General features: G+C 46.3%; 19 protein-coding genes, 3 tRNA genes and 1 other RNA gene. 11 read left to right on the forward strand and 12 right to left on the reverse strand.

From position 1 onward, the window contains the following. From CLV27_RS02475 to sdhA (CLV27_RS02485), 3 genes are read right to left on the reverse strand one after another with little or no spacing between them, the layout of a single operon-like run. The gene (locus CLV27_RS02475; RefSeq protein ID WP_132525474.1) at window positions 1-849 is read right to left on the reverse strand and encodes a CoB--CoM heterodisulfide reductase iron-sulfur subunit B family protein; all 849 of its coding nucleotides are present in this window, start codon (window positions 847-849) and stop codon (window positions 1-3) included. Continuing rightward, window positions 842-1,963, reverse strand: coding sequence for a succinate dehydrogenase/fumarate reductase iron-sulfur subunit (locus tag CLV27_RS02480; protein ID WP_132525476.1), 1,122 nt, complete (start codon window positions 1,961-1,963; stop codon window positions 842-844). The genes CLV27_RS02475 and CLV27_RS02480 overlap by 8 nt, the downstream gene beginning before the upstream one ends. Before the next feature lie 30 nt (window positions 1,964-1,993). Beyond that, entirely contained in the window at window positions 1,994-3,688 is a 1,695-nt protein-coding gene (sdhA, locus tag CLV27_RS02485) for a succinate dehydrogenase flavoprotein subunit (RefSeq protein ID WP_132525478.1), read from the reverse strand. 195 nt (window positions 3,689-3,883) lie between these two features. On the opposite strand from sdhA (CLV27_RS02485), the gene sdhA (CLV27_RS02490) reads away from it, so the two are divergent. The 4 genes from sdhA (CLV27_RS02490) (at window position 3,884) to CLV27_RS02505 (ending at window position 9,804) form a co-directional block, all read left to right on the forward strand. Further along, entirely contained in the window at window positions 3,884-5,584 is a 1,701-nt protein-coding gene (gene sdhA, locus CLV27_RS02490) for a succinate dehydrogenase flavoprotein subunit (RefSeq protein WP_132525480.1), read from the forward strand. A gap of 25 nt (window positions 5,585-5,609) precedes the next feature. Next, on the forward strand, window positions 5,610-6,575 hold the full coding sequence (locus CLV27_RS02495) for a succinate dehydrogenase/fumarate reductase iron-sulfur subunit (protein WP_132525482.1): 966 nt from the start codon (window positions 5,610-5,612) through the stop codon (window positions 6,573-6,575). Further along, complete coding sequence (locus CLV27_RS02500) at window positions 6,575-7,435, forward strand: CoB--CoM heterodisulfide reductase iron-sulfur subunit B family protein (protein ID WP_132525484.1); 861 nt, start codon at window positions 6,575-6,577, stop codon at window positions 7,433-7,435. Before CLV27_RS02495 ends, CLV27_RS02500 begins: the two co-directional genes overlap by 1 nt. Window positions 7,436-7,641: 206 nt before the next feature. Continuing rightward, entirely contained in the window at window positions 7,642-9,804 is a 2,163-nt protein-coding gene (locus CLV27_RS02505; protein ID WP_132525486.1) for an IGHMBP2 family helicase, read from the forward strand. 37 nt (window positions 9,805-9,841) lie between these two features. Here the strand turns inward: CLV27_RS02505 and CLV27_RS02510 are convergent, their stop codons facing one another. Continuing rightward, a complete protein-coding gene (locus CLV27_RS02510) occupies window positions 9,842-10,963 on the reverse strand; it encodes a KamA family radical SAM protein (protein ID WP_132525488.1) in 1,122 nt (373 codons plus the stop codon). 187 nt (window positions 10,964-11,150) lie between these two features. On the opposite strand from CLV27_RS02510, the gene CLV27_RS02515 reads away from it, so the two are divergent. The 5 genes from CLV27_RS02515 to dapE all read left to right on the forward strand — a co-directional run bounded on the left by CLV27_RS02515 (window position 11,151) and on the right by dapE (window position 12,567). After that, window positions 11,151-11,226, forward strand: a tRNA-Lys gene (locus tag CLV27_RS02515). A gap of 7 nt (window positions 11,227-11,233) precedes the next feature. Continuing rightward, a tRNA-Glu gene (locus tag CLV27_RS02520) sits at window positions 11,234-11,311 on the forward strand. Window positions 11,312-11,323: 12 nt separating this feature from the next. Next, window positions 11,324-11,399, forward strand: a transfer-messenger RNA (tmRNA) gene (ssrA, locus tag CLV27_RS02525). 5 nt (window positions 11,400-11,404) lie between these two features. Beyond that, window positions 11,405-11,481 (forward strand) — tRNA-Ile (locus CLV27_RS02530). Between the two features lie 24 nt (window positions 11,482-11,505). Continuing rightward, a complete protein-coding gene (gene dapE / locus CLV27_RS02535; RefSeq protein WP_132525490.1) occupies window positions 11,506-12,567 on the forward strand; it encodes a succinyl-diaminopimelate desuccinylase in 1,062 nt (353 codons plus the stop codon). A gap of 1 nt (window position 12,568) precedes the next feature. On the opposite strand, the gene nadB is transcribed toward dapE, so the two are convergent. Both nadB and CLV27_RS08615 read right to left on the reverse strand, forming a co-directional pair. Next, window positions 12,569-14,128 (reverse strand): L-aspartate oxidase, encoded by a 1,560-nt coding sequence (nadB, locus tag CLV27_RS02540; protein ID WP_132525492.1) that lies wholly within the window; start codon window positions 14,126-14,128, stop codon window positions 12,569-12,571. 8 nt (window positions 14,129-14,136) lie between these two features. Then, entirely contained in the window at window positions 14,137-14,832 is a 696-nt protein-coding gene (locus tag CLV27_RS08615; protein ID WP_132525494.1) for a septal ring lytic transglycosylase RlpA family protein, read from the reverse strand. An 86-nt stretch (window positions 14,833-14,918) separates the two neighbouring features. On the opposite strand from CLV27_RS08615, the gene CLV27_RS02550 reads away from it, so the two are divergent. Further along, window positions 14,919-15,239 (forward strand): hypothetical protein, encoded by a 321-nt coding sequence (locus tag CLV27_RS02550; protein ID WP_132525496.1) that lies wholly within the window; start codon window positions 14,919-14,921, stop codon window positions 15,237-15,239. 66 nt (window positions 15,240-15,305) lie between these two features. Then, window positions 15,306-16,682, forward strand: a complete 1,377-nt coding sequence (locus CLV27_RS02555; RefSeq protein ID WP_132525498.1) for a class II fructose-bisphosphate aldolase — start codon at window positions 15,306-15,308, stop codon at window positions 16,680-16,682. A 51-nt stretch (window positions 16,683-16,733) separates the two neighbouring features. Here the strand turns inward: CLV27_RS02555 and CLV27_RS02560 are convergent, their stop codons facing one another. From CLV27_RS02560 to pheT, 6 genes are read right to left on the reverse strand one after another with little or no spacing between them, the layout of a single operon-like run. Then, entirely contained in the window at window positions 16,734-17,609 is an 876-nt protein-coding gene (locus CLV27_RS02560; RefSeq protein ID WP_132525500.1) for an AEC family transporter, read from the reverse strand. A 5-nt stretch (window positions 17,610-17,614) separates the two neighbouring features. Then, complete coding sequence (selB, locus tag CLV27_RS02565) at window positions 17,615-19,522, reverse strand: selenocysteine-specific translation elongation factor (RefSeq protein ID WP_132525502.1); 1,908 nt, start codon at window positions 19,520-19,522, stop codon at window positions 17,615-17,617. Beyond that, window positions 19,512-21,185, reverse strand: a complete 1,674-nt coding sequence (rny, locus tag CLV27_RS02570) for a ribonuclease Y (protein WP_132525504.1) — start codon at window positions 21,183-21,185, stop codon at window positions 19,512-19,514. The genes selB and rny overlap by 11 nt, the downstream gene beginning before the upstream one ends. Continuing rightward, the gene (locus CLV27_RS02575) at window positions 21,176-21,739 is read right to left on the reverse strand and encodes a 5-formyltetrahydrofolate cyclo-ligase (protein ID WP_132525506.1); all 564 of its coding nucleotides are present in this window, start codon (window positions 21,737-21,739) and stop codon (window positions 21,176-21,178) included. Before CLV27_RS02575 ends, rny begins: the two co-directional genes overlap by 10 nt. 10 nt (window positions 21,740-21,749) lie before the next feature. Beyond that, on the reverse strand, window positions 21,750-22,052 hold the full coding sequence (locus tag CLV27_RS02580) for a cell division protein ZapA (protein WP_132525508.1): 303 nt from the start codon (window positions 22,050-22,052) through the stop codon (window positions 21,750-21,752). Between the two features lie 10 nt (window positions 22,053-22,062). Then, on the reverse strand, window positions 22,063-24,444 hold the full coding sequence (gene pheT, locus CLV27_RS02585; protein ID WP_132525510.1) for a phenylalanine--tRNA ligase subunit beta: 2,382 nt from the start codon (window positions 24,442-24,444) through the stop codon (window positions 22,063-22,065). Between the last annotated feature and the right edge of the window lies 1 nt (window position 24,445).

A 24,445-nucleotide genomic window follows, 5' to 3' on the forward strand; every position in this document is an offset into this window, starting at 1 on the left:
TTACTCCTTTTTCACCTCCACAAGGTGATGGCCAAGACCCGATTCATCTTTATCAAGCCCGAAAGCGTAAGCCATTAGTTCCGGCAAAAAGGCCGATGGAATCATAGGAGGTTTTTCCATCTGGAGCTGGTATATATCAAAAGCCTTAAAGCAGAGAGGACACGGCGTTGCAACAATATCCACCCCAACTTTCTTAATACTTCCAAGGATTCTGTTCAACTTCCTCATCGTCATTGTCTTGTCCGTAAAGTAAGCGTGGTAACCACAGCAGGCATCCTTTGCCTCGTAATCATCTACAACTTCAGCTCCCAATGCTTTAAGGACTTCCTGAAGAGTTGATGGATTATCACCGTCGTCTATAGCCGTGTGCTTCGGGTAGAGAACGTGACAGCCATAGTAAGCACCTACTCTCCAGCCCTTAAGTGGTCTCTTAACGGCCTTCCTAATCCTGTCATAACCAACAACATCCCTGAAAAAATCAAGAAGGTGGTAAATCTTATTTGTTCCCCTGTACTCAAGGCCTTCCTCTTTTAGGAGCTCATTTATCTCATCTCTTAACTTTTTGTTGTTATCAAGAGCATGTTTTGCCTTAGCTATAACCATGTAACAGGTGTTACAGGAGATAAGCATGTCAAGGCCTTTTGCCTCTGCAAGGGCTATATTCCTTGCGTTTATAGCGTAGGAGAGTTTCCTGTTCTCCTCGTCAATGGTATTTCCACCACAGCAGGTAGTCTCCTCAAGGAGTTCAAGGTCAACATCTATAGCTTTAAAAACTTCTTTCATTGTTTCAAACATGTAGGCGTCCTGCCCCTGAAAACAGCATCCCTGATAGAAACCAACCTTAATCATCACTCCCTCCCAAGAGTCCTTTAAGTTTGCTAATTAGCCCTTTGCTCTTCTTTCCATTTTGACGGGCTTTATCTACAACGGTACAGATATCTGCTTTGAAGATGTCACTAACCATCTTGTCTATCTTCCTTACGTGGGAGAAATCAAGCTCAAGGGCCTTTTCCTCCCTTGAAAGAATCTCAAGGTAGATATCCCTAAACTTCATAAGGCCTTTTGTTGGCTTGGGAACTTCCCAAACCTCAACTCCCATTTTTTCATAGGCTTCCATGAGCTTCTTCCTTGCCTCTTTATTTCCGTAAACTTCTTCTGGCAGGTAGAGCCTGTTGATCTGTCCAGTTGCGTAAATCCAGTCAACGTAGTGCTTGAGCTTCTTAGCACCCGGCTTGTCAGTAAAGCCTTTCTTAACAGCCTGTCCTCTAAGGTTCTGTATATCTTCGGCAGGCTTTACGCCTTTTGGACAGACGTGAAGACATTTCTGACACTGGACACAGCTCCAAAGTCCCCCAGAAATAGAGTACCTGATTCTCCTTTCTTTAGCTGTCTCAATGTCTCTTCTATCAACTTGAAACCTGTAAGCCTTTGAAAAGGCAAAAGGTCCCCTGTAACGCTCGTTGTCCTCAACCGCTTCACAGACAGAATAACAGGAAAAGCAGAGCATACAGTGAATTTGGTCTTTATAAAGTTCCATCTCCTCAGGGTAAATGATACTTTCGTGTCTTGGGTCGGAAGGAACAACCCTTGGGTCAGGAACGAGCCACGGAATAAGAGTTTTCATCTTCTCTATAGGTTTATCTATATCAACAACCAAATCCCTAATGACATTCAGGTGGTTTAAAGGGTCTATCCTCAATGGTTTCCCCTTCCACGTCTTAACTAGTTCCTTCAGAGGTGTTTTGCAGGCAAGCTTTGTCTTCCCGTTTACCCTTACAGAACAGGAACCGCAGACTTCACTGCGACAGAAAGCCCTAAAGGAGAGTGTCGGGTCAAGGTTTTCCTTTATGTAAAGGAGAGCGTTTAAAAGCGTTCCTTCAACTGGAACTTCGTAATCCTTGTAATAAGGAACCTTATCTTTTTCAGGGTCAAACCTAAAAACCTTAAGGGTTACAGTTTCCATTTTCACCTCCATGCATTCTCTGTTCTACCACTAATACTTCCTCTCCTCCGGCGGAAACTTTGTAATCGTAACGGGCTTCCAAGAGAGCTCGTAGTCTCCGTCTTCCTTGAGCCTAACAATTGAGTGCTTCAGGAAGTTCTTGTCATCCCTGTTCGGGTAGTCCTTCCTTGCATGAGCTCCCCTGCTCTCTTTCCTCTCTATGGCAGCGATAGCAATAGGCAGAGAAAGGTCAACAAGGTTCAGGAACTCAAGAACGCTTATAAGGTCAGTGTTAAACTTCTTGCTCGTATCGTGAACTTTTACGTGCTTTGCCCTTTCTCTTATCTCGTGGAGTTTCTCAATACCCTGTCTCATAGAGGATTCTTCCCTAAATACGCCAAAGTGCTTAATCATAACGTTTCCAAGTTCTCTACGAAGGTCTGCTAAGCTCTCCTTACCATCGTTCTCCATAAGCTCAAGAATTCTTTTCTCATCGTCCTTCTGCTTTGCTAATGAAGGATTTGTCTCTGGAGCGTCATCAGCGTACTTAACGGCCTCTAAAGCCGTAAGCCTTCCGAAGACAAGAATATCAAGGAGAGAGTTTCCTCCAAGCCTGTTAGCACCGTGAACAGAAATGCAGGCACACTCTCCAGCAGCGTAGAGTCCCTTAATCTCAGTCCTTCCCATCTTGTCGGTATCTATTCCACCCATTGAGTAGTGAGCCGTGGGAGCTACAGGTATAGGCTCTCTAACTGGGTCAACACCTTCGTAAAGGATTGCATGTTCCCTCGTCTGGGGTAGCCTCTCGTTTATTTTCTCTTCTCCCAAGTGAGTAAGGTCAAGGTAAACGTAGTCACCGTTTGGACCACATCCCCTTCCTTCATCTATCTCTGTCTGGATAGCCCTTGAAACGATATCCCTTGGGGCAAGCTCCATCCTCTCCGGAGCGTACCTCTTCATAAACCTTTCACCGTCCTTATTCCTTAAGAATCCGCCTTCACCCCTTGCTCCTTCTGTAACAAGGATTCCAGTTTTCGCAAGGCCGGTAGGGTGGAACTGGATGAATTCCATATCTTTAAGTGGCAGCCCTGCTCTTAAAGCAGCTGCCGTTCCGTCACCTGTATTACCTAAAGCATTGGAAGTTCTGTTCCAGTAAACCCTTCCGTGACCACCTGTTGCAAGGATGACTGCCTTCGTTTTTATCAGGTGAACTCCACCGTTCCTTATGTCCCACGCAGTAAGTCCTTCCACTCTCTCTCCGTTGTGGATAATGGAGAGTAGGAACCACTCGTTCAAGAAGGTTACGTTGTTCTTCAAGCACTGCTCATAAAGGGTCTGAAGGATGTAAAAACCTGTCTTATCAGCCGCATAGCAAGTTCTTGGATAAGAGGCTCCTCCGAAAGGCCTCTGGGCTATTCTGCCGTCTGGTCTACGGGAGAATGGAACCCCTCTGTGGGCTATATCGTAGATAACGGCCGCCCCCATCTTACACATAATGTCAACAGCATCTTGGTCAGCAAGGAAGTCACTTCCCTTTACAGTATCGTAGGCATGAGCCTCTGGACTATCACCAACTGAGTGCGTTAGGACGGCATTTATTCCTCCCTCAGCTGCACCTGTATGGGAACGGGTTGGATAGACCTTTGTCATAACAGCTACTTTTAGAATCGTGTTCTCTGCCGCCCAGAGCGCCGCGTAAAGTCCTGCACCTCCACCACCAACAATCACTATGTCGTACTCAAGCATTGAAACCCCCTATATGATTAGAATCACGTTATCATATAAAATTAAGAATGCTCTCGGAATTTTACAAAATTTTTACAAGCTTGTAACCCCTACGTAATTTGGTCCCTCTAACCTATTCTACTACAACCTTCTGAGGCACCTCTGTTAATTCCATTAGAATAAAGAAAAATCAAATCCAGAGGACTGGGAGGAAGAATGCTTCAGTATGACATTATTATTGTTGGCGCAGGAGGAGCCGGTCTCTACGCTGCCCTTGAAACAAGCAAGAAAGAAAATTTAAAAGTTGCTGTTGTTTCAAAAGTATTTCCAACTCGCTCCCACACAGGAGCCGCCCAAGGAGGAATAAACGCAGCCCTTGGAAACGTTGCTCCAGATAATCCAGAAAAACACTCTTACGATACAGTTAAAGGTAGCGACTTCCTTGCAGACCAAGACGCCGTTGAACTTATGTGCCAGATGGCACCTAAGATTATCCGTGAAATGGAACACATGGGATTGCCTTTTTCAAGGCTTGAAAACGGAAAAATAGCCCAAAGACCCTTTGGAGGAGCTTCCTTCCCAAGAACGTGCTACGCGGCCGACAAAACAGGTCACGTAATGCTCCAGACGCTTTACGAGCAGTGCGTTAAAAACGGCGTTAATTTCCTGAATGAGTGGTTTGCCCTTTCCCTCGTTCACAACGGAGAAAGGATTGCAGGTATAGTGGCTTTAAACTTGAGAACCGGAGAAATCGTCGGAATTAGGGCAAAGGCAGTTATCCTTGCAACCGGTGGACACGCAAGGATTTACTGGAAGAGGACTTCTAACGCCCTCGGTAACACAGGCGACGGCCCAGCAATGGCCTTAAGGGCAGGGGTTCCCCTAAAGGACATGGAATTTGTCCAGTTCCACCCGACAGGCTTAAGGAGGACTGGAATCCTCGTTACAGAAGGTGCAAGGGGTGAAGGAGGTTACTTAATAAATAAGGACGGCGAAAGGTTCATGAAGCGCTACGCTCCTGAAAAGATGGAGCTCGCCCCAAGAGACCTCGTCTCCCGTGCAATAGAGACGGAAATCCTTGAGGGAAGAGGATTTAAAGACGCCGAAGGCAACAAGTTCGTTTACCTTGACCTAAGACACCTTGGAAGGAAGAAAATCTTAGAGAGACTCCCCCAGATTAGAGAGCTTGCAATTGACTTTGAGGGCGTTGACCCAATTGAAGAGCCCATTCCAATTAGACCGACTGCCCACTATTCAATGGGTGGTATAGACACAGATATCTACGGTAGAACAAGGATAAAGGGACTTTACGCTGCAGGTGAGTGTGGATGCGTTTCCGTTCACGGCGCTAACAGGCTTGGAGGAAACTCCCTACTTGACATAGTTGTCTTTGGAAAGCTCGCAGGTGAGGACGCCGTCAACTACGTATCTGAAGTTTCACTCCTTCCCTTTGAAGAATCTGCCGTTAGGGAGCAGGAAGATAGGATTAGAGCTCTCTTCAACAACGACGGCTCTGAAAAGCTCGCAGACCTCAGAAACGAGCTTAGCGACGTAATGACCTACGGGGCAGGTATCTTCAGAGAAGAGAAGAAGATGAAGGAGGCCCTTGAGAAAGTCAGGGAAATCAAGGAAAGGGCTAAGAAGATAAAGGTCTACGATACAGACATGACCTTCAACACAAACCTCCAGCAGACCTTAGAGTTCCTCAACATGGTTGAGGTGGCTGAAACTATCGTCCTTGGAGCTCTTGAAAGGAAGGAGAGCCGAGGAGCTCACTTTAGGCTTGACTATCCAAAGAGGGACGATGAGAACTTCCTCAAGCACTCCATAATTGAGAGGGGAGATGACGGAGAGCTCAAGATAAGCTGGAAACCGGTCAAGATAACAAAGTTCCAGCCAGAGGAGAGGAAGTACTAATAGAGCTAAAAGATTGGAGGTAGAGATGGAAAAAAGAAAGGTCACTTTCAGGATAAGAAGGTTCAACCCTAAGAAGGACTCTCAACCCTACTATCAAGAGTATGAAGTAGAAGTAGTAAAGGGAATGACAATTTTGGAGGCCCTTCAGTTCATAAAGGACAACATAGACCCAACTCTCTCCTTCAGGGCCTTCTGCAGGAGCGCCATCTGCGGTTCTTGTTCAGTGAAGATTAACGGCTACCCCAAGCTCGCATGTAAAACACAGGTGTTCGGAGAGCTTGAGGTTTACAAGACAGACATCCTTACGATAGAACCAATTGACAACATGGAAGTCATAAGGGACCTAATCGTTAACTGGGATAGCGCCATTGAAAAGATGGAGAAGATGAGACCTTACCTGATTCCAGACCCAGAAGTTGTACCTAAGACCCTTGATGAAGAGTGCAAAGTTTACCCCAACGAGCTTAAGAAGTTTGACAGGTTTACCGACTGTATTCTCTGTACAACCTGCTACTCTGTATGCGGAATAGTAAAAGTTGACAGCAACTACGGAGGACCTTTCCCTCTCGCAAGGGTTTACAGGTTCGCCGTAGATCCAAGGGACGCCCTCAAAAAAGAAAGGGCAAAGATTGGCTACACCTTTGACATGTGGAACTGTGTAAGGTGCGAAAAGTGCGCCGACGTATGTCCAAAACACGTTGCCCCAGTCAACGGCATAATGAAGCTGAGAGGCCTCTCAATAGATATCGGCCTTAAGAACAACCCCGGTGCAAGACACGTTGCAGCCTTCTACAAGTCCCTCCTTGAGTCTGGAATGCTCAATGAGGTTCTCCTACCACTTAGAACAAAGGGTATTAAGGGAGTCCTTGAGAACCTGCCTATGGGTATAAAGATGATTCTCAAAGGAAAGGCCCATTCCCCTATCATGAAGCCTATTGCCGAGCATGAAGGCCTTCGCAAGGTAATGAAAGCTGCTATGGAGGTTGAGTAATGGGAAAGTACGCCTTTTATCCGGGATGTGCAGCTAAGGGAGCGTCTAAGGAGCTCTACGAAGCAACCGTTGCAGTTGCTAAGAAACTCGGAATTGACATGGTTGAGCTTCCACAGTTTAGCTGCTGTGGAGCAGGCGTCCTTGAAGAGGTAAAAGACGTCCTTGACATAGCCGTTAACGCAAGGAACTTGGCTTACGCCGAGAAGGAGGGAAGGGATATCGTTACGGTTTGTAGCACCTGCCTTCTCGTTTTAAGAAGCGCTAAGTATCACCTTGACAACGACGATGACCTTAGGGAACAGGTAAACGAGATACTTGCAGAAGCAGACCTTGAGTACAAAGGAACAGTTGATGTTAAACACTTCCACTGGGTTCTCCTTGAAGAGTTCGGAGAAGAAGGACTAAAAGAAAAGGTTAAAAAGCCATTAGGGGGTCTCAAGGTCTATCCCTTCTACGGCTGCCATACAGTAAGGCCAAAGGATATTATCGGTTACGAACCTTCAGAGAATCCTCAGTCACTTGAGAAGATTATAAGAGCTCTCGGTGCAACTCCCGTTTCCGGCGTTAGAAGGCTTGAGTGCTGTGGTTTCCACGCCTTCTGGCCTGCACCACAAATTTCAATGAGGCTAACGGGGCTAAACCTAAAAGATGCCAAAGAAAGTGGTGCAGACTGCGTAGTAACTCCATGTCCACTTTGCCACATGAACCTTGATGCAAATCAGGGGAGAGCTCTAAAAGCAATCGGCGAAAACTTCCAGATTCCCGTCCTCCATGTTCCACAGCTCGTCGGCCTAGCCCTCGGAATAGAACCAAAAGAGCTTGGCCTCCACAGGAACTTTGTTTCCTTTAACTTTGTATAAATAAATTAAGGGGGAGCCCTCGGAGCTCTCCCTTTTTAACCTGTCAGGCGAGTTGAACCAAAAAATCTCCACTCCTAAGCCCTGTTCCCCCCCCCAACAGAAAAACGACAAATCAGAAAACATTGAATAACTTACTTTGAGGTATATCATTTAAATAGCTAAAACAGAGCACTGAAACATTTAGGAAATAAAAGTGAGGTATACCAATGCCAATTCTTTTAAATGGTATTTTTGAAGGAAAGAGGCTTCAGAGAGAGTTAAAGCACTTAGGGCTTAGGAAGCACGATATTAGCAAAACTTTCGTTGCAAATGGGCAGACCCTTGTTTACTTAAAGGACGAGTCTCTCTGTAAGCTGTTTGAGGGAATGGTTCCAGATGAGGAAACGGTAAAAGAAATCGTTACAGTCCACAACTACGTTGAGAAGTTTAAGCTACTCATTGACGTTGAAAGGCTCGCGGAGATAGAAGCCCAAGAGGAAGAGATAAAGAGGCTATCTGGAAAGGAGAGGGAGCTCCTCGGACGCGCCGTCCTTGACCTAAAAGGAACAAAGGCAGGGACGAAGTTTCACCTCCACCTTGTTAGGTTCTGGAGGGAAAAGCCCATAGAAACAGAAATTGCCGTTGGCGACGTTGTTTTAGTTAGCAGAGGAAATCCACTAAAGAGTGACCTCTTAGGAACTGTTACAAGGATTACGGAAAAGACGATTACCGTGGCCTTTGAAAACAGGCCTCCAAACTGGGTTTATAAAAAAGGCGTTAGGGTTGACCTGTACATTAACGACGTAACCTTTAAGAGGATGGAGGAGAACTTAGAGGAGCTCCGCCATGCAGTTGGAAGGCAGAGGGAAATAAGGAACATTATCTTAGGACTTAAAGAGCCTGAGCCTGCAGAAGAGGTAGAGTTTGAGCTTGTTGATAAAAGGCTTAACGAAACTCAGGTTAAGGCCGTAAAGAGAGCTCTCGGTGCAAAAGACTTCTACTTAATTCACGGGCCTCCGGGAACGGGTAAAACGAGCACCATAACAGAGCTCATCGTTCAGCTCGTAAAGCAGGGTAAAAAGGTCCTTGCAACTGCAGATTCAAACATAGCTGCAGACAACATTCTCCTTAACCTTTCTAAGTACCCAGAGCTCAAGCTTGTCCGTATTGGCCACCCTGCACGGGTCTTAGAGGAGCTTGAGAGATACTCAATCTTTGCCCTCTTTGAGGAGCACGAAAAGGCCGCTAAGGTAAGGGAAGGCTGGGATAGAGTGAGGGAGCTGATAGAGAAGAGAGACCAGTACAAAAAGCCCGTTCCACAGCTTAGGAGGGGAATGAGCGACGACGAGATAGTCTACTTTGGCAGGAAGGGCAAGAGCTTCAGGGGAGTTCCCAAAAAGACAATGCGCTCAATGGCAAACTGGATTCTCACAAACTACGAGATTGACGTAAGGATTAAAGCTCTTAAAGAGATGGAGAACATAATCTTCAGGGAAATAATCACCGATGCCGACGTTGTCGTTTCAACAAACTCAATGGTAAAGTCGGAGCTCCTTGAAGGCTTCCACTTTGACGTAGCAGTTATAGACGAGGGCAGCCAGCAGGTTGAGCCTTCAACCCTCATTCCGATAATGAGGGCAGACAGGTTCTACATAGCCGGAGACCACAAACAGCTTCCACCGACTGTAATGAGTGAAGAGGCAAAAGAGCTTGAGAAGACCCTCTTTGAGAGGCTCATAAACGGCCACCCGGAACTCTCCACAATGCTTGAAGTCCAGTACAGGATGAACGAAAAGATAATGGAATTTCCGAATAAGGAGTTCTACGGAGGAAAACTAAGGGCTGCCGAAAGCGTTAAAGAGCATACCTTAGCAGACTTTAACCTGAAAGAGCCCGAAAAGTTTAAGGAGGTGTTAGAACCCAGAGAGCCCTTAGCCTTCCTTGATACGTCAAGCATTAATGCCCTTGAGTTTCAGCCAGAAGGTTCAACCTCCTACGAGAACTACGAGGAAGCCAAGCTGGCAATAGAAATTGCCCAAGAGCTCCACAGAATGGGACTTGAGAATAAAGACATAGGCATAATCACCCCTTACGCAGCACAGGTTAAGCTCATAAAACAGCTCCTCTTAGAAAAGGACTTTAAGGTTGAAGTAAACTCCGTTGACGGCTTTCAGGGAAGGGAAAAGGAGGCGATAATCATCTCCTTCGTCCGCTCAAATGAGGAAGGAGAGGTTGGATTCTTAAAAGACCTGAGAAGATTAAACGTTGCCATAACGAGGGCAAGGAGAAAGCTAATCTGCATAGGAAACGCAGAGACCCTTAAGAACCATCCAGTTTATAGAAGGTTTATTAACTACGTGAAGGAAAATGGAAGGTTTGTAAGAGTTTAGTAGAGTGGCGGGAGGGAGCTCCCGCCAGTTTTATTGATTAAACGGTTGCAGTTTCAGCTTCCTCTATGGGCTCTAAATCATCAAGCCAACCTGCATTTGGAGTGAGCTTCATTCTAAAGAGCTTTCCAACCTTGCTTGGGTCTTTCGCCTGATGATATTTAAGGAAAATTTCATCCCCTATTATTCCGACGATTTCAATCTTTCCTGTCCTGTGGGACATTACGTACTTAAAGCGCTTTGCATGACCGTCAAGCTTCTGTTTTGCCTTCTCTACAATCTCGTAACCTTCCTTAAATGGAACTTGAAAGTGGGTCTTAACCCTCTTAACAGGGCGACACTGGAAGACGTAGTAAGGAATTACACCTACGGAAGTCAACCTCTTCATAAGTGTAGAGAGAACTTCGGGGTCATCGTTAACGTGCCTTAAGAGAACGGTCTGGTTACTAACGGGCACGCCACTCCTTATGAGAGCATCAACGGCCTTTCCTGCCTGCTCCGTTACTTCCTTTGGATGGTTAAAGTGGGTAACCAAGTAGATTCTCCTTTCTGGTGTTGAGTACTTTGAGAATACTTCAAGGAGTTTAGTGTCCTCGTATATCCTCATCGGGTAAAAGACAGGAACTCTACTTCCAAACCTTATGAACTTCAGGTGGGGAATTTGGGAGAGCTCTGAAAGGAAGTACTCAATAACGTCTGTCGGAAGAACGAGAGGGTCTCCACCAGAAATTAGAACGTTCGTTACCTCCGGATGTTCCTTTATGTACTCAACGGCCTTGTCAAAGAGCTTTATAGTTTCATCGGTGGGAATACCCACCATCCGTTTCCTGAAGCAGTGACGGCAGTAACCAGCGCAACGATTTGTAGCTAAAAGTAAAACAGTTTCTTTATACTTGTGCTGTAAACCGGTAAGAACTGTATTTTCCTTTTCTCCACTTGTATCGTAAGAACCTGCAAGGTCTAGTTCGTCCAAAGAGGGGAATATTAAGTGTTTTATCGGGTCGTTAGGGTCGTTCCAGTCTATAAGTCCGGCGTAGTAATCAGGAATAAACATTGGGTGCTTCTCTATTACTTCCTGCAGTTTTTCTTTTTCAGCATCTTCTATTTTGACGTTAAAGGCCTTTTCTACTTCCTCAAGTGTAGAAAATCCTTGTATTTGCATAGTACATCTCCCTTCATTTGGTTTTTTAATCGTTTGTGGGACAAGGGCTAACAGCTAAAAGTAAAGTTATTTCAGAATATAAGTAAATAAAAAGCTTTCGTCAACCTTCCAAGGAAATGCACATTTTCTAAGGGTAAGCAGTTGACACCGAGAAAACACAGCCTATATTATCCACCGTCAATTAAGTGGGCCGGTAGCTCAGTTGGTAGAGCAACGGACTTTTAATCCGTAGGTCGGAGGTTCGAATCCTCCCCGGCTCACCACTTAAGCGTCCCCGTCGTCTAGCCCGGCCTAGGACACCGGCCTTTCACGCCGGCGACGCGGGTTCGAATCCCGCCGGGGACGCCATTTACGTATTTAGGGGCCGTAGCTCAGCTGGGAGAGCGTCAGGCTGGCAGTCTGAAGGTCGCGGGTTCGAATCCCGCCGGCTCCACCAAAAGTGGGCCTGTAGCTCAGTTGGTTAGAGCAGCCGGCTCATAACCGGCTGGTCGGAGGTTCGAGTCCTCCCGGGCCCACCATTTTTTTATTTTAGTGGGGTAAAGATGCCCGTATCCCTCCTGAAAAAGCTCATCTCCATTCCTTCCGTTTACGGTAACGAAAAGGAAATAGCCGATTTCGTAGAAAATTTCCTAAAAGAGAAAAACCCCTCCCTTACCCTTATCCGTGAAAACAACACGGTTTTAGCCTTTACAGACTTTATTCCAGAAAAGAAAACTATTGCATTAGTTGGTCACCTTGACACCGTTCCCGGGGAGAATGAGTATGAAGGACAGGTAATAGAGGGAAAACTCTACGGCCTTGGCGCAAGCGATATGAAGGCCGGTGATGCCGTTATACTAAAGCTTGCAGAGGAATTTTCAAAACAGAGCCCCCGCTTTAACCTCTTTTTCATACTGTACGAGAAGGAAGAAGGTCCTTACACCGAAAACGGCCTTCAGCCAGTTTTTAAAAATTACAGCGAGCTACTAAAAAAAATAGATTTTGCCTTTGTCCTTGAACCTACCGATAACGTCCTGCAGGTCGGCTGTCTTGGCGTGATTCACGCTTGGTTCGTGTTTAAAGGTAAAAGAGCCCATTCAGCCCGCCCTTGGGAGGGTGAAAACGCTATACACAAGGGCTGGGAGCTCCTAAGGTATCTAAGGGAGCTAAAGCCAAAGAAAATAGAAGTCGGAGAACTCTCCTTCTACGAGGTTCTAAACGCAACGATGGTTGAATACTCCGGTGGCAGGAACATAATCCCTGAAGAGTTTAAGGTTAACCTTAACTACAGGTTCTCTCCCTTTAAAACGACGGAAGAAGCCATGTCAGACTTAGTTGACCTGAAAGAAAAGGTCAAGGCCGACGATGTTGAGTTTACAGACGTTTCTCCAGCTGCGCGTCCGTGTATAGATAACCCTATCTTGCAGGAGTTCAGGGAGAGATTTTCAATCCCCATACAGCCAAAACAGGCGTGGACCGACGTAGCCCAGTTTTCAGTCCACGGAATAGATGCTGTGAACTTTGGTCCCGGCCAGCCCCACCAAGCCCACAAGAGAAACGAATACGTGGAAATCAAAAAAGTAGAAGAGTGCTACCGAATCCTTAAAGAGTTCTTAAAGGCTTAACTTATATCAGCCTTTCAAGGTCACTCAGGGTAAACTCACTGTGCTTTCTGAACTCCTCCCTCTCGTAAGGGAAGTCACTCCTAAAGTGTCCACCTCTACTTTCTTCCCTCCTCATTGCGCTTATGGCGATTGCCAAGCCGAGAATGGCGCTATTTCTCACTATCCAGTCTGAGTCTGAGTTTACAATTTCAGAGAGCCTGTCTATAGCCTTAGTTAGGGACTTTGCGCTTCTCACAATTCCTACGTTATTCCACATAGTTTCTTTCACGTCCTCAAGGGAAAAGGTTTTACTATTTTTGGGAGCCCACCTACGGTACTTTACCCTTACCTCAGCAAAGCTGTACCTTAAGTAACTCCAGTCCCTGTACATCCCATAAGCAGCCCTATCCCCAAAGACTATACACTCAAGGAGGGAGTTACTCGCCAGCCTGTTTGCACCGTGAACTCCGGTACAGGAGGCCTCTCCTATGGCAAAGAGCCCCTTAATGGTTGTCCTTCCAAAGCTGTCAACGGCTATTCCACCTATATAGTAGTGGGCAACCGGTGTTATGGGAATAAGATCCTTCTTTGGGTCAAGTCCCTTTTCTTTGAGCTTCTGAGTTATAGTTGGAAACCTTTCATAAACGTCTATACCCTTCTCCTCAATGGGACGAAAGTCTAAGTAGATGTTTCCACCGGTTATCCTCCTCTGGGTTTCTATAGCCCTCGTTACAACGTCCCTTGGGGCAAGCTCCCAGAGGTGGTGGTAATCCCCCATAAAACGCCTTCCGTGCTCGTCAACGATTATCGCTCCTTCTCCCCTTACAGCTTCAGAAATGAGGAAACAGTCTGAATCATCACAGAAGGCTGTCGGGTGGAACTGGACAAACTCAAGGTCCTCAAGCTTTGCTCCATACCTGAGGGCAATGGCAATACCGTCACCAGTTGACGTTGGAGGGTTGGTGTTCTTAAGGTAAAGTCCAGCAGCTCCACCTGTAGCTATTGCAACAACGGGAGCGTAAATTGCCCGGAGCTTCCCATCTTTCTCGTAAATAACACCGTAACAGCGGTTGTCCTTTACTATTAACTCCTTAAGCTGGGCGTTCTCTATCAGGTCGCCCGAGTAATTCTGGAGGAGAGCTCTCTCTATCTCCTCTCCAGTTTTATCCTTATAGTGGATAACCCTCGCAACCGAGTGGGCAGCCTCCCTCGTAAACCTAAGGAGCCCCCTCTCATCGGTCTCAAAGCGAACTCCCATACGGATAAGGTCTATGATTCTCTTCACTCCCTCCTCAGCAAGAATTCTGGCCATCTTCGTTTTAACAAGGCCAGCCCCTGCTTTCACCGTATCGCTAAAGTGAAGGTCAGGAGAGTCCTCCATAGGTAGCGCAGCAGCTATGCCTCCTTGAGCAAGGGAGGTTGAGCCTGCATCGGCAGTAGACTTAGTTATTACGCACACCTTAAGGCCTACTAAAGAAAGCCTTATAGCACAGAATAGACCTGCTGCACCACTTCCAACAACTACAGCATCGTACTCCTTAGAGGGCAAATCAAGAGTATCTATATCCAGAAGGCTTTTCATCTTTCCCCCTAATACCTAATAATGAAAGAGCCTCTTAGTCCAAGCCTTTTAAGCTTTTTCCTATACGCTTCGGCAGCAGAGTAAGTAAAAATGGGACCGGCAAGAACCCTGTAGTAACCTTCAAGCTTCACAACCTTTGCCTTTATTCCGTACTTCCTCAAAAGTTTGTGTTTAAACCTGTAGGCGTTGAGCTTGTTCTTAAAAGCTCCAACCTGAACGTAGAACCTTCCCTTTTCGTAATTCTCCTGCCTATAACGGTGGTCAACTCTCCTTCCAAGGGCGATAATTTTGACCCTTGCAGTTCCTTTACTCAGCATTCCAATTCTTTTAGCTGCAGCGTAAGAAAGGTCTATGATTCTACCCGGAACAAAAGGCCCTCTATCGTTTATCTTTACCACTACGCTTTTTCCATTCTCAAGGTTTATCACCCTAACGTAAGTTCCCAAAGGTAACGTCTTGTGGGCTGCCGTCAGCTTGTACATGTTGTAGAACTCACCGCTTGCAGTCCTCTTACCGTGGAATCCCGGTCCATACCAAGAGGCTATACCCACCTCAACGTAGCCGGTGGAGCTCCTCCTTACGCAGTAGGTCTTCCCCTTTACCCTGTAAGTGTAACTGCACTTTTTCGGTTCAAAGACCAAAACCTTTTTACCGCAACTCTGCAACGTAAAGGAAAGAAGCAGGAGCAAAATCAGAATCCTCATGATTTTCAAATTCTACCAGACAAAAAGAAAAGAACCTTGTGTGCTACAATTAGAAGTGGCTACCAAAGTTCCTTACGGAGATAGTCATGAAAAAGTTTACCTCCTTGTTTTTTCTCCTCATAGGGATGTTCATTCCATTTCCCGTCCTTGCCAACGAGAACCTTATGTACGAAGGATTATGTGTAAAAGTTGGATACAGGGAGGACACCACAACCTACTACTTTGGCCGATACTGTTACTACCCCGAAATAGGACAGGTATGCAGGGAGCCGGGAGTTTTCTGCTGGGATAAGCACGAAAATCCTGTAGTTTTTAAAAGGCTTCGCAACTTTATATGCACAAGACATAGGTTTCTCAAACAGAAAAATCCCAAGATTTTTGGCCGTATATGTCCCAACGTTAAATAGAAAGTCGCCTTTCTTAGGCTGAAAATGTAAAATTGTCAATAACAAAACCCGAAGGAGGGAGTTACTATGGAAAAGTTTACCTGCAGTGAGCTCAAAGAGGCTTTAAAGGGTATTGTAGAAGTAGGGAAAGACAGAGTTAAGGTTCTTGACGAGCAGAAAGTTAGAGACGAACTCATAGATAGGCTTGTTTATACTGCCGTTTTTGGAGATGAAAAAGAGAAGGCGTGCTGCAGGTGGCTCATTAGAGCTCTCGCCCTTGAGCTTGACATCGTTCCTGCCTCCATCCACGACCTCTACGTTAACGGAATGGCAAAAGAGGAGCTCGGTCGCTGGTTTACCGTTCCTGCAATGAACATCCGTGGAATGACCTACGACGTTATGAGGCAGATTTTCAAAATCGCCGTTCAGGAGGACATGGGAGCATTCATCCTTGAGATTGCAAAGTCAGAAATCGGTTACACAGACCAAAGGCCTGCCGAGTATACAGCCTGCACCCTCGCTGCTGCAATAAAGGAGGGCTACAGGGGTCCCGTCTTCATTCAGGGAGACCACTTCCAGTTTAACGCCAAAAAGTACGCAGAAGACCCAGAAAAAGAGCTTGAGGCAATAAAAGCGCTCACAAAGGAAGCAATAGAGGCCGACTTCTACAACATTGACATAGACCCTTCAACCCTCGTTGACTACAGCAAGGAAACCCTCAAAGAACAGCAGTACCATAACTACGTAAACACAGCAAAAATGACAGCCTTTATCAGGGAGATTGAGCCAGAGGGAGTTACGATTTCGGTAGGTGGCGAAATCGGCCACATTGGAGGTAAGAACTCCACTCCTGAAGAGTTTGAAGCCTTTATGGAAGGTTACCTTGAAGAGCTCAAGAAACTTGGTGACTTTGCAGGCATAAGCAAGATAAGCGTTCAGACGGGAACTGAGCACGGAGGAGTTCCACTTCCAGACGGTAGCATCGCAAAAGTAAAGCTTGACTTTTCCGTCCTTGAGAAAATTGGAGAGGTAGCAAGGAAGAAGTACTCAATGGCTGGAGCTGTCCAGCACGGAGCATCTACCCTTCCAGATGAGCTCTTCCACAAGTTCCCAGAGGTGAAAACAGCAGAAATTCACCTTGCAACAGGCTTCCAGAACATAATCTACGACCACCTTCCTGAGGACTTTAAGCAGGAAATTTACAACTGGCTCAAGACAGAACTTAAGAATGAGTGGAAGGAAGGCTGGACAGAGGAGCAGTTCATCTACAAGACGAGAAAGAAGGCCTTTGGAAAGTTCAAGAAGGAATTCTGGGACCTACCTGCCGACGTTAAAGAGAAGATTATGGAGTCCCTAGAGAAGAAGTTCCGCTTCCTCTTTGAACAGCTTGGCGTTTATGGAACTAAGGAAGTTGTTGAAAAGTACGTTAAGCCTGTTAAGATTTACAAGGAAAGACCCTACTAAAACCCCCCCCTGCAAACCTTAAAGCCCCCACTCTCGGGGGCTTTTTCTTTTTTAAAGGAAAATTTTCAAAAAGAAAAGGTAAAAGGGGAAGAGAAGGGTTGAAATAAAAATTATTGACGCAGCAACCTCTGGCGACCTATTAAAGCGCTCACAGAGGACAAAGTTCAGTATAGCAGAGGGAAGGGAGGATTGAACTATCAAAACCTTCTTTAAAAGGGGCGGACAGGCTAAGAGGGAAGAAAAGAGTAGGGCAAAGAGGCTTCCTCCAACAAACCTTAAAAGCGTCCCCACTAAGCTCAAAGATACAGAAGAAGGTGTTATTCGTGAAAGGCTTATCCCTATTGAAACCAGCATTAGCGGTAAGGTAGCATCCCCTGCAAGCTTGATTATCTTTTCTATACCTGTCGGAATCGGAATTTCTTTAAGGAAAAAGGAAAGGATAACGGCATAAATAAGGGGAATTTTTAAAACAGATAGAAGACCACTTTTGAGGCTTCCTTCAAGGATTACAATTCCGAGAGTAAAATGGTAAACAGCCATGATAACCATGAAGGTCACGGCGAAGGGCAGTCCTTCTTCTCCAAACCATAGGTAAATAAGGGGGATTCCAAGGTAGCCGGCATTCATAACTGTAGTGGAAATCTCAAAAGCTTCATCCTTCTTACCAAAAAGAAATTGCTCAACTAAAAGGGATAAAAGGTAAACGCCAATAAAAACTCCTAAGGCAGTTAGTAAGATGCAAGTCAGGTTTGACAGTGAAATTTCAACGCTCCGAAAGGAAGAGAAGATAAGAGCCGGAGCAAACAGGTAGAGAACGATAAATGAAATCGTATCCGTTTTCAGCTCCGGTTTTTGTTTTCCAACGAAAAAGCCGACACCTATGAGGAGGTAGAGGGGGAGTATAACGTTTAATAGGACGTCTCCCATGGCACTTAAAGCTCACCCTTTACTCTTTCATTCCCCTGCCTTACGGTAACGCCTACAGAATCAAAGAACTCTAAAAGGGGGATTGCAAACTTCCTTGAAACGCCGAGGTAGTCCTTAAACTCTCCAACGGACAGCGTGCCCTTCTTTTTAAAGTGTTCCCTGAGAATCTCTTTAACTTTTTCAATGGCAGAGGGACTGTATATGAAATCAGCAATTTTCCTGTAGCCCTTTCTATTTACAAGGTAGGAAACTATCAGGTTCGCCTCCTCCTCTGAAATTCCAAGCTCCTCTGCAATTTCTTTTGTCTCTGGAGGAGAGAAGCCTTTTTTCTCTATCAATTCCTGAGCTTTCCTTACAGGAATCTCAAAGTAAGTACCCTTCTCGCAGGGGACAAAGCCCTTAATCCTTAGTATTCCTCCACTTTCCTCTATTTTGCCCTCTGAAAGGAGCTCCCTAATAGCCTCAGAGAGAATCGGAGAAGGAACGGAAAGTTTACTCTTTAAAGACTCCTTGTTTATCCCTTCAGCAATTGGGTACTCCTTATGGTAGGTTTCAATGGCCTTAAGGAGTTTTTCCTTTAAATCGGTAAAGAACTCTGATGGGTAGAGCTCCCCTCCTGAAAGAAGGAGCTCCCCTTCCTCTACAAGCTCCTTAACGACCTGAGAGGCCTCTTCCGGAGTTAGGTTTAAAAGCTGGACGAACTTCTCTGGAGAGAGAGCTCCGGGAAACTTCTTAACGTAGGAAAGGACAATATCCTTCTTGTCCTTTTCCCTTAAAGTGGAAAGGAAAGAGAGGTACTCTTCCCTAAAGCGACGCCTAAATCTTCTCTCAGGAAGGGGATTTAGAACCTTCCCGCCACCTATAACCCTTGCAGGTGAGTAGTTACGAATTACGAACCTGTCCCCGTAAACGGGAACAACCTCTCCTTTCAGCCTCACCTGAGCAAGGGCAGTTTCTCCGGGAAGCAGCTCGTCCCTATCAACTAAATAGACTTCTCCTTCAACTTCCTTGGTTAAGTGGTGAAAGTGAACTTTATGGCCAGACTGGAGGATAAGGTCTGCGTCCTTAGAAAGGGTTAGCTCAACGTCAACCATCGTAGAAGGCTTAAGGTAACCGGAAGTAGCAATGAGGTCGCCCCTTCCTACCTCCTCCTTAGAAACGTCCGAAAGGTTAAGGGCTGTCCTTTGGCCGGCAAAGGCTTCATCTACCCCCTTACCGTGAACCTGAAGCCCCCTTACCTTTACCCTCCTACCCTCAGGCAGTATCTCAACGGTATCTCCCGTTTTTACCTTACCAGAAAGGAGAGTTCCCGTAACAACCGTTCCAAAACCTTTTACCATGAAGGAGCGGTCAACTGGAAGCCTGAGAATTCCCTTAGAGCTCTTGGGCTCTACCTCAGCTGCCAGTTTATCCATCTCCTCAAGGAGCTCCTTTAAGCCCTCCCCAGTCTTTGAAGAGACGGGAATAATGGGAGCTCCCTCTAAGAAAGTCCCTTCTAAGAACTCCTTTACGTCCTCCTTCACAAGTTCCAACCAGTCATCGTCTACAAGATCCTTCTTCGTTAGAACGACGATACCCTTTTTCGTCCCAAGAACTTCACAGACTGTAAGGTGTTCCTGAGTCTGGGGCATAACTCCTTCGTCTGCGGCTATAACGAAGAGGACAAAGTCTATACCGTGAGCTCCTGCAAGCATGTTCTTTATGAACTTTTCGTGACCGGGAACGTCAACGATTCCAACCAGAACGCCACTTGGGAGTTCTAAATGGGCAAAACCCAAGTCTATCGTCATACCCCGCCTTTTTTCCTCTTCCCAGCGGTCGGTATCAATACCCGTTAAAGCCTTTATGAGGGTAGTCTTACCGTGGTCTATGTGTCCAGCCGTTCCAACTACCAAGAACTTTTTACTTTGCATAGTCAACAGCCCTTGTCTCCCTGATGACGGTTATCTTTATCTGGCCGGGATACTGAACTTCCTCTTCAATCTTCCTTGAAATCTGGTGGGCAAGGAAAGCCGCCTCTTCGTCCGTGATTCTATCAGGCTCAACCATTATCCTCACTTCCCTACCTGCCTGAATCGCAAAGGCCTTCATAACGCCGGGGAAAGACTCGGCAATGCTCTCAAGCTTCTCAATCCTCTTAATGTAGGCCTCTAAACTCTCCCTCCTTGCTCCCGGCCTTGCGGCACTTAAAGCGTCCGCCGTTGCGGCACACACAGACTCAATTGTCGTAAACTCGGCCTCTCCGTGGTGGGCAGCAGCAGCGTTAACTACAGCCTCTGGCTCACCGTATTTTTTAAGGATGTCAGCCCCAATTAGAGAGTGAGAACCTTCAACCTCGTGGGTAACGGCCTTTCCTATGTCGTGGAAGAGCCCTGCACGTTTAGCAAGCTGAACGTCAGCTCCGATCTCTGCAGCAATCATGCCGGCAAGGTAGGCAACCTCTCTAACGTGCTGAAGAACATTTTGACCGTAGCTAGTCCTGAACTTCAGTTTTCCAAGAAGTTTCTTGAGCTCAGGGTGGACGTTGTCTATTCCAAGCTCAAAGAGAACCTCCTCAGCAGCAGCGATAATCTCCTGCTCTATCTCCTGTTTTACCTTCTCAACGACCTCCTCTATCCTTGCAGGGTGAATCCTTCCATCAGCTACAAGCCTTTCAAGGGCAATTCTTGCAACTTCCCTCCTTACAGGGTCAAAGGAGGAAATGGTTACAGCCTCTGGTGTATCGTCAATAATCAGGTCAACTCCTGTAGCAAGCTCAAAGGCCCTTATGTTCCTACCTTCCCTTCCGATGATTCTTCCCTTCATCTCGTTGTTTGGAAGGTCAACAACGGCAACGGTCGTTTCGGCAACCACGTCTGTGGCAAGCCTCTGAATGGTAGTTGCAAGTATCTTCTTAGCCTTCCTTTCCAAGTTCTGCTCAAACTCCTCCTCCATCTTCTTATAGCGAACGGCCAAGTCCCTCTTTATCTCCTCTTCCATCCTCTTCATAAGCTCTTCTCTTGCCTCTTCCTTCGTCATACCGGCAATCTCTTCAAGTTTTTTGAGCTCCTCCTCCAAGAGCTGAGTAACCTTCATGTCCTTCTCAAGGAGCTCCGCCTCTAACCTCTCAACTTCTGCCTTCTTCTCCTCAAGCTCTGCCTCAAGTTTTTCTAAGAACTCAGCCCTCTTGTCTAAGTTCTCTTCCCTCTTATCAAGGGAAGACTCCCTCTTATCAAGGAACTCTTCACGCCTCAAAAGCCTCCTTTCAAGCTCCGAGAGCTCTCTCCTCTTTTCCCTGAGTTCCTCCTCTAACCTCTCCTTTTCCTTTAGCACCTCCTCCTTAGCCTGAAGGAAGGCCTGCTTTTTCATCTCCTCAAACTTTTCTCGGGCTTCTTTAAGGAGCTCCTCAGCTTTACGCTTTAGCTCAGAAGCCTCCTCCTTAGCTCTCTCAATAATTTTCTCAGCCTCTAACTTGGCCTCTTCCTTTACCTTCCTCTCTATCTCTTCCTTCTCAACGTGCCCTTTCTTTATGCCAACCACGTAACCAGCAGCGAGCCCCGACAGGATTGCCAGTATGGCAACGAGGATTAGCTCCATTCTTTCCTCCTTATCTCCCTTTTTTCTGTAACAACAAGGTCTACAGGTACATCGTAAGGGTCGTGGGGAATTCTCTCCACGACCTGAAAGTCAAAGCAGATTCCAATTTTAAACCCTATTTGCGTTCTGGCAAGGAAACGGTCGTAAAAACCGCCACCATACCCAATCCTAAAACAGTTCAAGTCAAAGGCTATTCCGGGAACAAAAACAACGTCTATCTCGTTAATAGCCCGAGAGAGCTCATAGGGAGGCTCTAAGATGGAACAGTACCCGGGAGAAAGCTCAGACAAGGAGAATACTTCAAGGGGAAGGATTTCTTTGCCCGAAACACGAGGGAAAACCACTCTTTTACCCCGACTAAGACACCACTCAGCAAGGGGAAGAAGGTCAACCTCCCCCTTAAAAGGGGCGTAGAACATAAGAGTGTTTACATCAGAAGGCAAGAGAGCTTTCAGTTTCTCAACTATCTGCTCACTTTTTCTCTTTCTTTCACTCTCTGGGAGGAGTAGCCTCCTCCGTTTTACTTTTTCTCTTATTTGTTCCTTTGTTAGCACGCCACGTGCCTTAAGGTGCTATTTTCTTGGAGGAGGTTACAAGGAGCTTATGAGCACCCTCTTCAAGACGCTTTATCTCCTCTCCAAGCTCCTGTATCTGTTTCTTTAAAAGTTCGTTCTCGTCAAGAAGGTAAAAGCAGGCGACAACCAGCGCCTTCTCTAAGGTAACCTTGCTGTTACCTGTCTTTATTCTCTCAACCATTGACTCAAGGCGCTGGGCAAGATGTCTAACGTATTCAGGGTCCTTATCCGTCTTTATGTTAAACTTCCTTCCTGCTATTACAACTTCTACAGTTTGCGGTAGACTACTCACAATTTTCCTCTTATGCCCTAAGCTTAGCGCCAATCTTCTCAAGCTCTTTTATTATAACATCCATAATCTTGTTAACTTCCTCATCTGAGAGAGTTCTGTCAGGAGACCTAAAGAGGAGAGAGAAAGCAACGCTCTTTTTACCTTCCGGAATGCCCTTTCCGGTGTAAATGTCAAAGAGTTTTAACCTTTCAAGGTACTTCGCAGACTTCCTTATGACCTTCTCAACCTCTGCAACCGGAAGGTCTAAGTCAACAAGAACTGCAATATCCCTACTTACCGGTGGGAACTTGGGTATCTGGGAGAAACGTATTCTCTTTCCTTCAGAGAGTTTAAGGAGCTCCCCTAAGTTTAGCTCTCCAACAAAAATGTCCTGCTTCACTTCAAACCTTTCAAGGACGTCTGGGTGGAGCTTCCCTATGAAACCTACTTCTTTACCGTCCACAAAGACTTTTGCGCTCTGACCGGGATGGAGGTAGGCCTCGCTCTCTAAGGGCTTAAACTCTGGGGAAAGTTTTAAGAGCTCCATCAGCGACTCAAGTATTCCCTTCAGGTCGTAAAAGTCTACGTCCCTTTCACCGTAAAGACCTTCTGGAACTTTGCCAGTAAGGGCAAAGCTAAGGTGTAAGGGTTCATCGGGAAGTTTCTCACCTCTGTTTACAAAGACGCGGGCTACCTCAAAGAGAAAAACGTTTCTCTCGTTCCTGTTTATGTTCAAGCATGCATTTTGGACAAGGCTCGGGAAGATTCTATCCCTCATAAAGCTCCACTCTTCAGAGAGTGGGTTGGCAATCTTTATAAGACCTTCAACGCCAAAGCCAAATTTTCTGTAGAGTTTCTCCCCTATGAAGCTGTAGTTAACGGCTTCATTTAAGCCGAGGGCTGTTAAGAACTCCTTAACTTCCTGCACCTTGTCGTAGACGAAGTTCCTCTCTACCTCAGAGTGCATAAGGGGATAGGAGCTAACGACATTCTTCATGCCGTAAATGCGGACGACTTCCTCAATCAGGTCAATCTCACGGGTTACGTCGTACTTTCTCCAAGAGGGAACTTTAACGACTATGTAGTCCTGTTCCTTCCTAACTGTAAAGCCGAGGTTAGAGAGAATCTCAAAGGACTTCCTTGCAGGGATGTTTACGCCGAGAATCTTCGTAGCCCTATCGGGGTTAAAGACTATAACCTTGGGGGTATAGGGTTTTGGATAGAAGGAGAGCTTCCCCTTCGCAACTTCTCCACTACAGATTTTCTGGATTAGGTGGAGAGCTCTCTTCGCAGCAAACTCGGTAGCCTCTATGTCTGCTCCCCTTTCAAACCTGTAAGAAGCATCAGTCATAAGGGCTAAACGCTTAGAGGTCTTCCTGACAGTCATAGGGTCAAAGTGGGCAGACTCAAGGAAGACCTCCTTAGTTTCAAGGGACGTACCGCTTTCCTCTCCCCCCATTATTCCGGCTATGGCAACAGGCCTTTCCGAATCCGCTATAACGAGGTCGGATGGAGAGAGCTCCCTCTCCACACCGTCAAGGGTTACTATCCTCTCACCTTCCTTAGCTCTCCTTACTACAACCTCCCTGCCGGAGAGCTTCTCAAGGTCAAAAGCGTGAAGGGGCTGTCCCAGCTCGTACATAACGTAGTTTGTAACGTCAACAACGGCGTTTATTGGCCTTAAGCCCACAAGGTAGAGCCTAACCTGCATCCAGAGGGGGGAGTTTTTATTCTCAAGTCCCTTTATTACAAAACCGTCGTAGCGAGGACAGGCTGCACCGTCAAGAACCTTAAGGGAGGCCTCATCTTCCGCCTTAAAATCACCCTCTATAAAGGAAACCTCGGGAAGTTTTATAGGTTTCCCAAGAACAGCCCTTAACTCCCTCGCAATTCCCAAGACAGAAAGGGCATCAGGCCTGTTTGTTGTTATCTCGTACTCAATAACCCAGTCATCAAGCCCAAGGGCTTCTTTTATGTCTCTTCCAAGCTCAAGGTTTTCTGGAAGAATCATAATACCCTTTGCTGAATCTGTAAGGCCAAGCTCCTCCTCAGAACAGAGCATACCCTCAGAAACTTCTCCACGGAGCTTACTCCTCTTAATCCTTACGCCATTTGGAAGCCTTGCCCCGTGAAGTGCAACGGGAACAACAGCCCCCTCAAAAACGTTGTCAGCCCCTGTAACTATCTGAAGAACCGTATCTCCAACATCAACTTTACAGATTTTCAGCCTGTCGGCGTTCGGATGCTTTTTTAGCTCAACAATCTTCCCGGTTACAACCTTTTCAATCCCTTCAGCAGCGTAACTAACAGAATCAACCTCAATTCCGACGTCTGTAAGGATATCTGCAACCTCCTTTGCGGAGAGCTCTCCTATATCAATAAACTCCTGAAGCCACCTGTACGTTATCCTCATC

The sequence above is a fragment of the Phorcysia thermohydrogeniphila genome (assembly GCF_004339575.1).
Lineage (GTDB): Bacteria > Aquificota > Aquificia > Desulfurobacteriales > Desulfurobacteriaceae > Phorcysia > Phorcysia thermohydrogeniphila.

Coding starts and splice junctions, on each gene's coding strand:
- CLV27_RS02510 (WP_132525488.1), bottom strand. CDS start 10,963: ATGCAAATACAAGGATTTTCTACACTTGAGGAAGTAGAAAAGGCCTTT.
- CLV27_RS02475 (WP_132525474.1), bottom strand. CDS start 849: ATGATTAAGGTTGGTTTCTATCAGGGATGCTGTTTTCAGGGGCAGGAC.
- rny (WP_132525504.1), bottom strand. CDS start 21,185: ATGGAGCTAATCCTCGTTGCCATACTGGCAATCCTGTCGGGGCTCGCT.
- nadB (WP_132525492.1), bottom strand. CDS start 14,128: ATGAAAAGCCTTCTGGATATAGATACTCTTGATTTGCCCTCTAAGGAG.
- CLV27_RS02500 (WP_132525484.1), top strand. CDS start 6,575: ATGGGAAAGTACGCCTTTTATCCGGGATGTGCAGCTAAGGGAGCGTCT.
- CLV27_RS02495 (WP_132525482.1), top strand. CDS start 5,610: ATGGAAAAAAGAAAGGTCACTTTCAGGATAAGAAGGTTCAACCCTAAG.
- pheT (WP_132525510.1), bottom strand. CDS start 24,444: ATGAGGATAACGTACAGGTGGCTTCAGGAGTTTATTGATATAGGAGAG.
- CLV27_RS02505 (WP_132525486.1), top strand. CDS start 7,642: ATGCCAATTCTTTTAAATGGTATTTTTGAAGGAAAGAGGCTTCAGAGA.
- sdhA (WP_132525480.1), top strand. CDS start 3,884: ATGCTTCAGTATGACATTATTATTGTTGGCGCAGGAGGAGCCGGTCTC.
- CLV27_RS02555 (WP_132525498.1), top strand. CDS start 15,306: ATGGAAAAGTTTACCTGCAGTGAGCTCAAAGAGGCTTTAAAGGGTATT.
- CLV27_RS02560 (WP_132525500.1), bottom strand. CDS start 17,609: ATGGGAGACGTCCTATTAAACGTTATACTCCCCCTCTACCTCCTCATA.
- selB (WP_132525502.1), bottom strand. CDS start 19,522: ATGCAAAGTAAAAAGTTCTTGGTAGTTGGAACGGCTGGACACATAGAC.
- CLV27_RS02550 (WP_132525496.1), top strand. CDS start 14,919: ATGAAAAAGTTTACCTCCTTGTTTTTTCTCCTCATAGGGATGTTCATT.
- CLV27_RS08615 (WP_132525494.1), bottom strand. CDS start 14,832: ATGAGGATTCTGATTTTGCTCCTGCTTCTTTCCTTTACGTTGCAGAGT.
- dapE (WP_132525490.1), top strand. CDS start 11,506: ATGCCCGTATCCCTCCTGAAAAAGCTCATCTCCATTCCTTCCGTTTAC.
- CLV27_RS02480 (WP_132525476.1), bottom strand. CDS start 1,963: ATGGAAACTGTAACCCTTAAGGTTTTTAGGTTTGACCCTGAAAAAGAT.
- sdhA (WP_132525478.1), bottom strand. CDS start 3,688: ATGCTTGAGTACGACATAGTGATTGTTGGTGGTGGAGGTGCAGGACTT.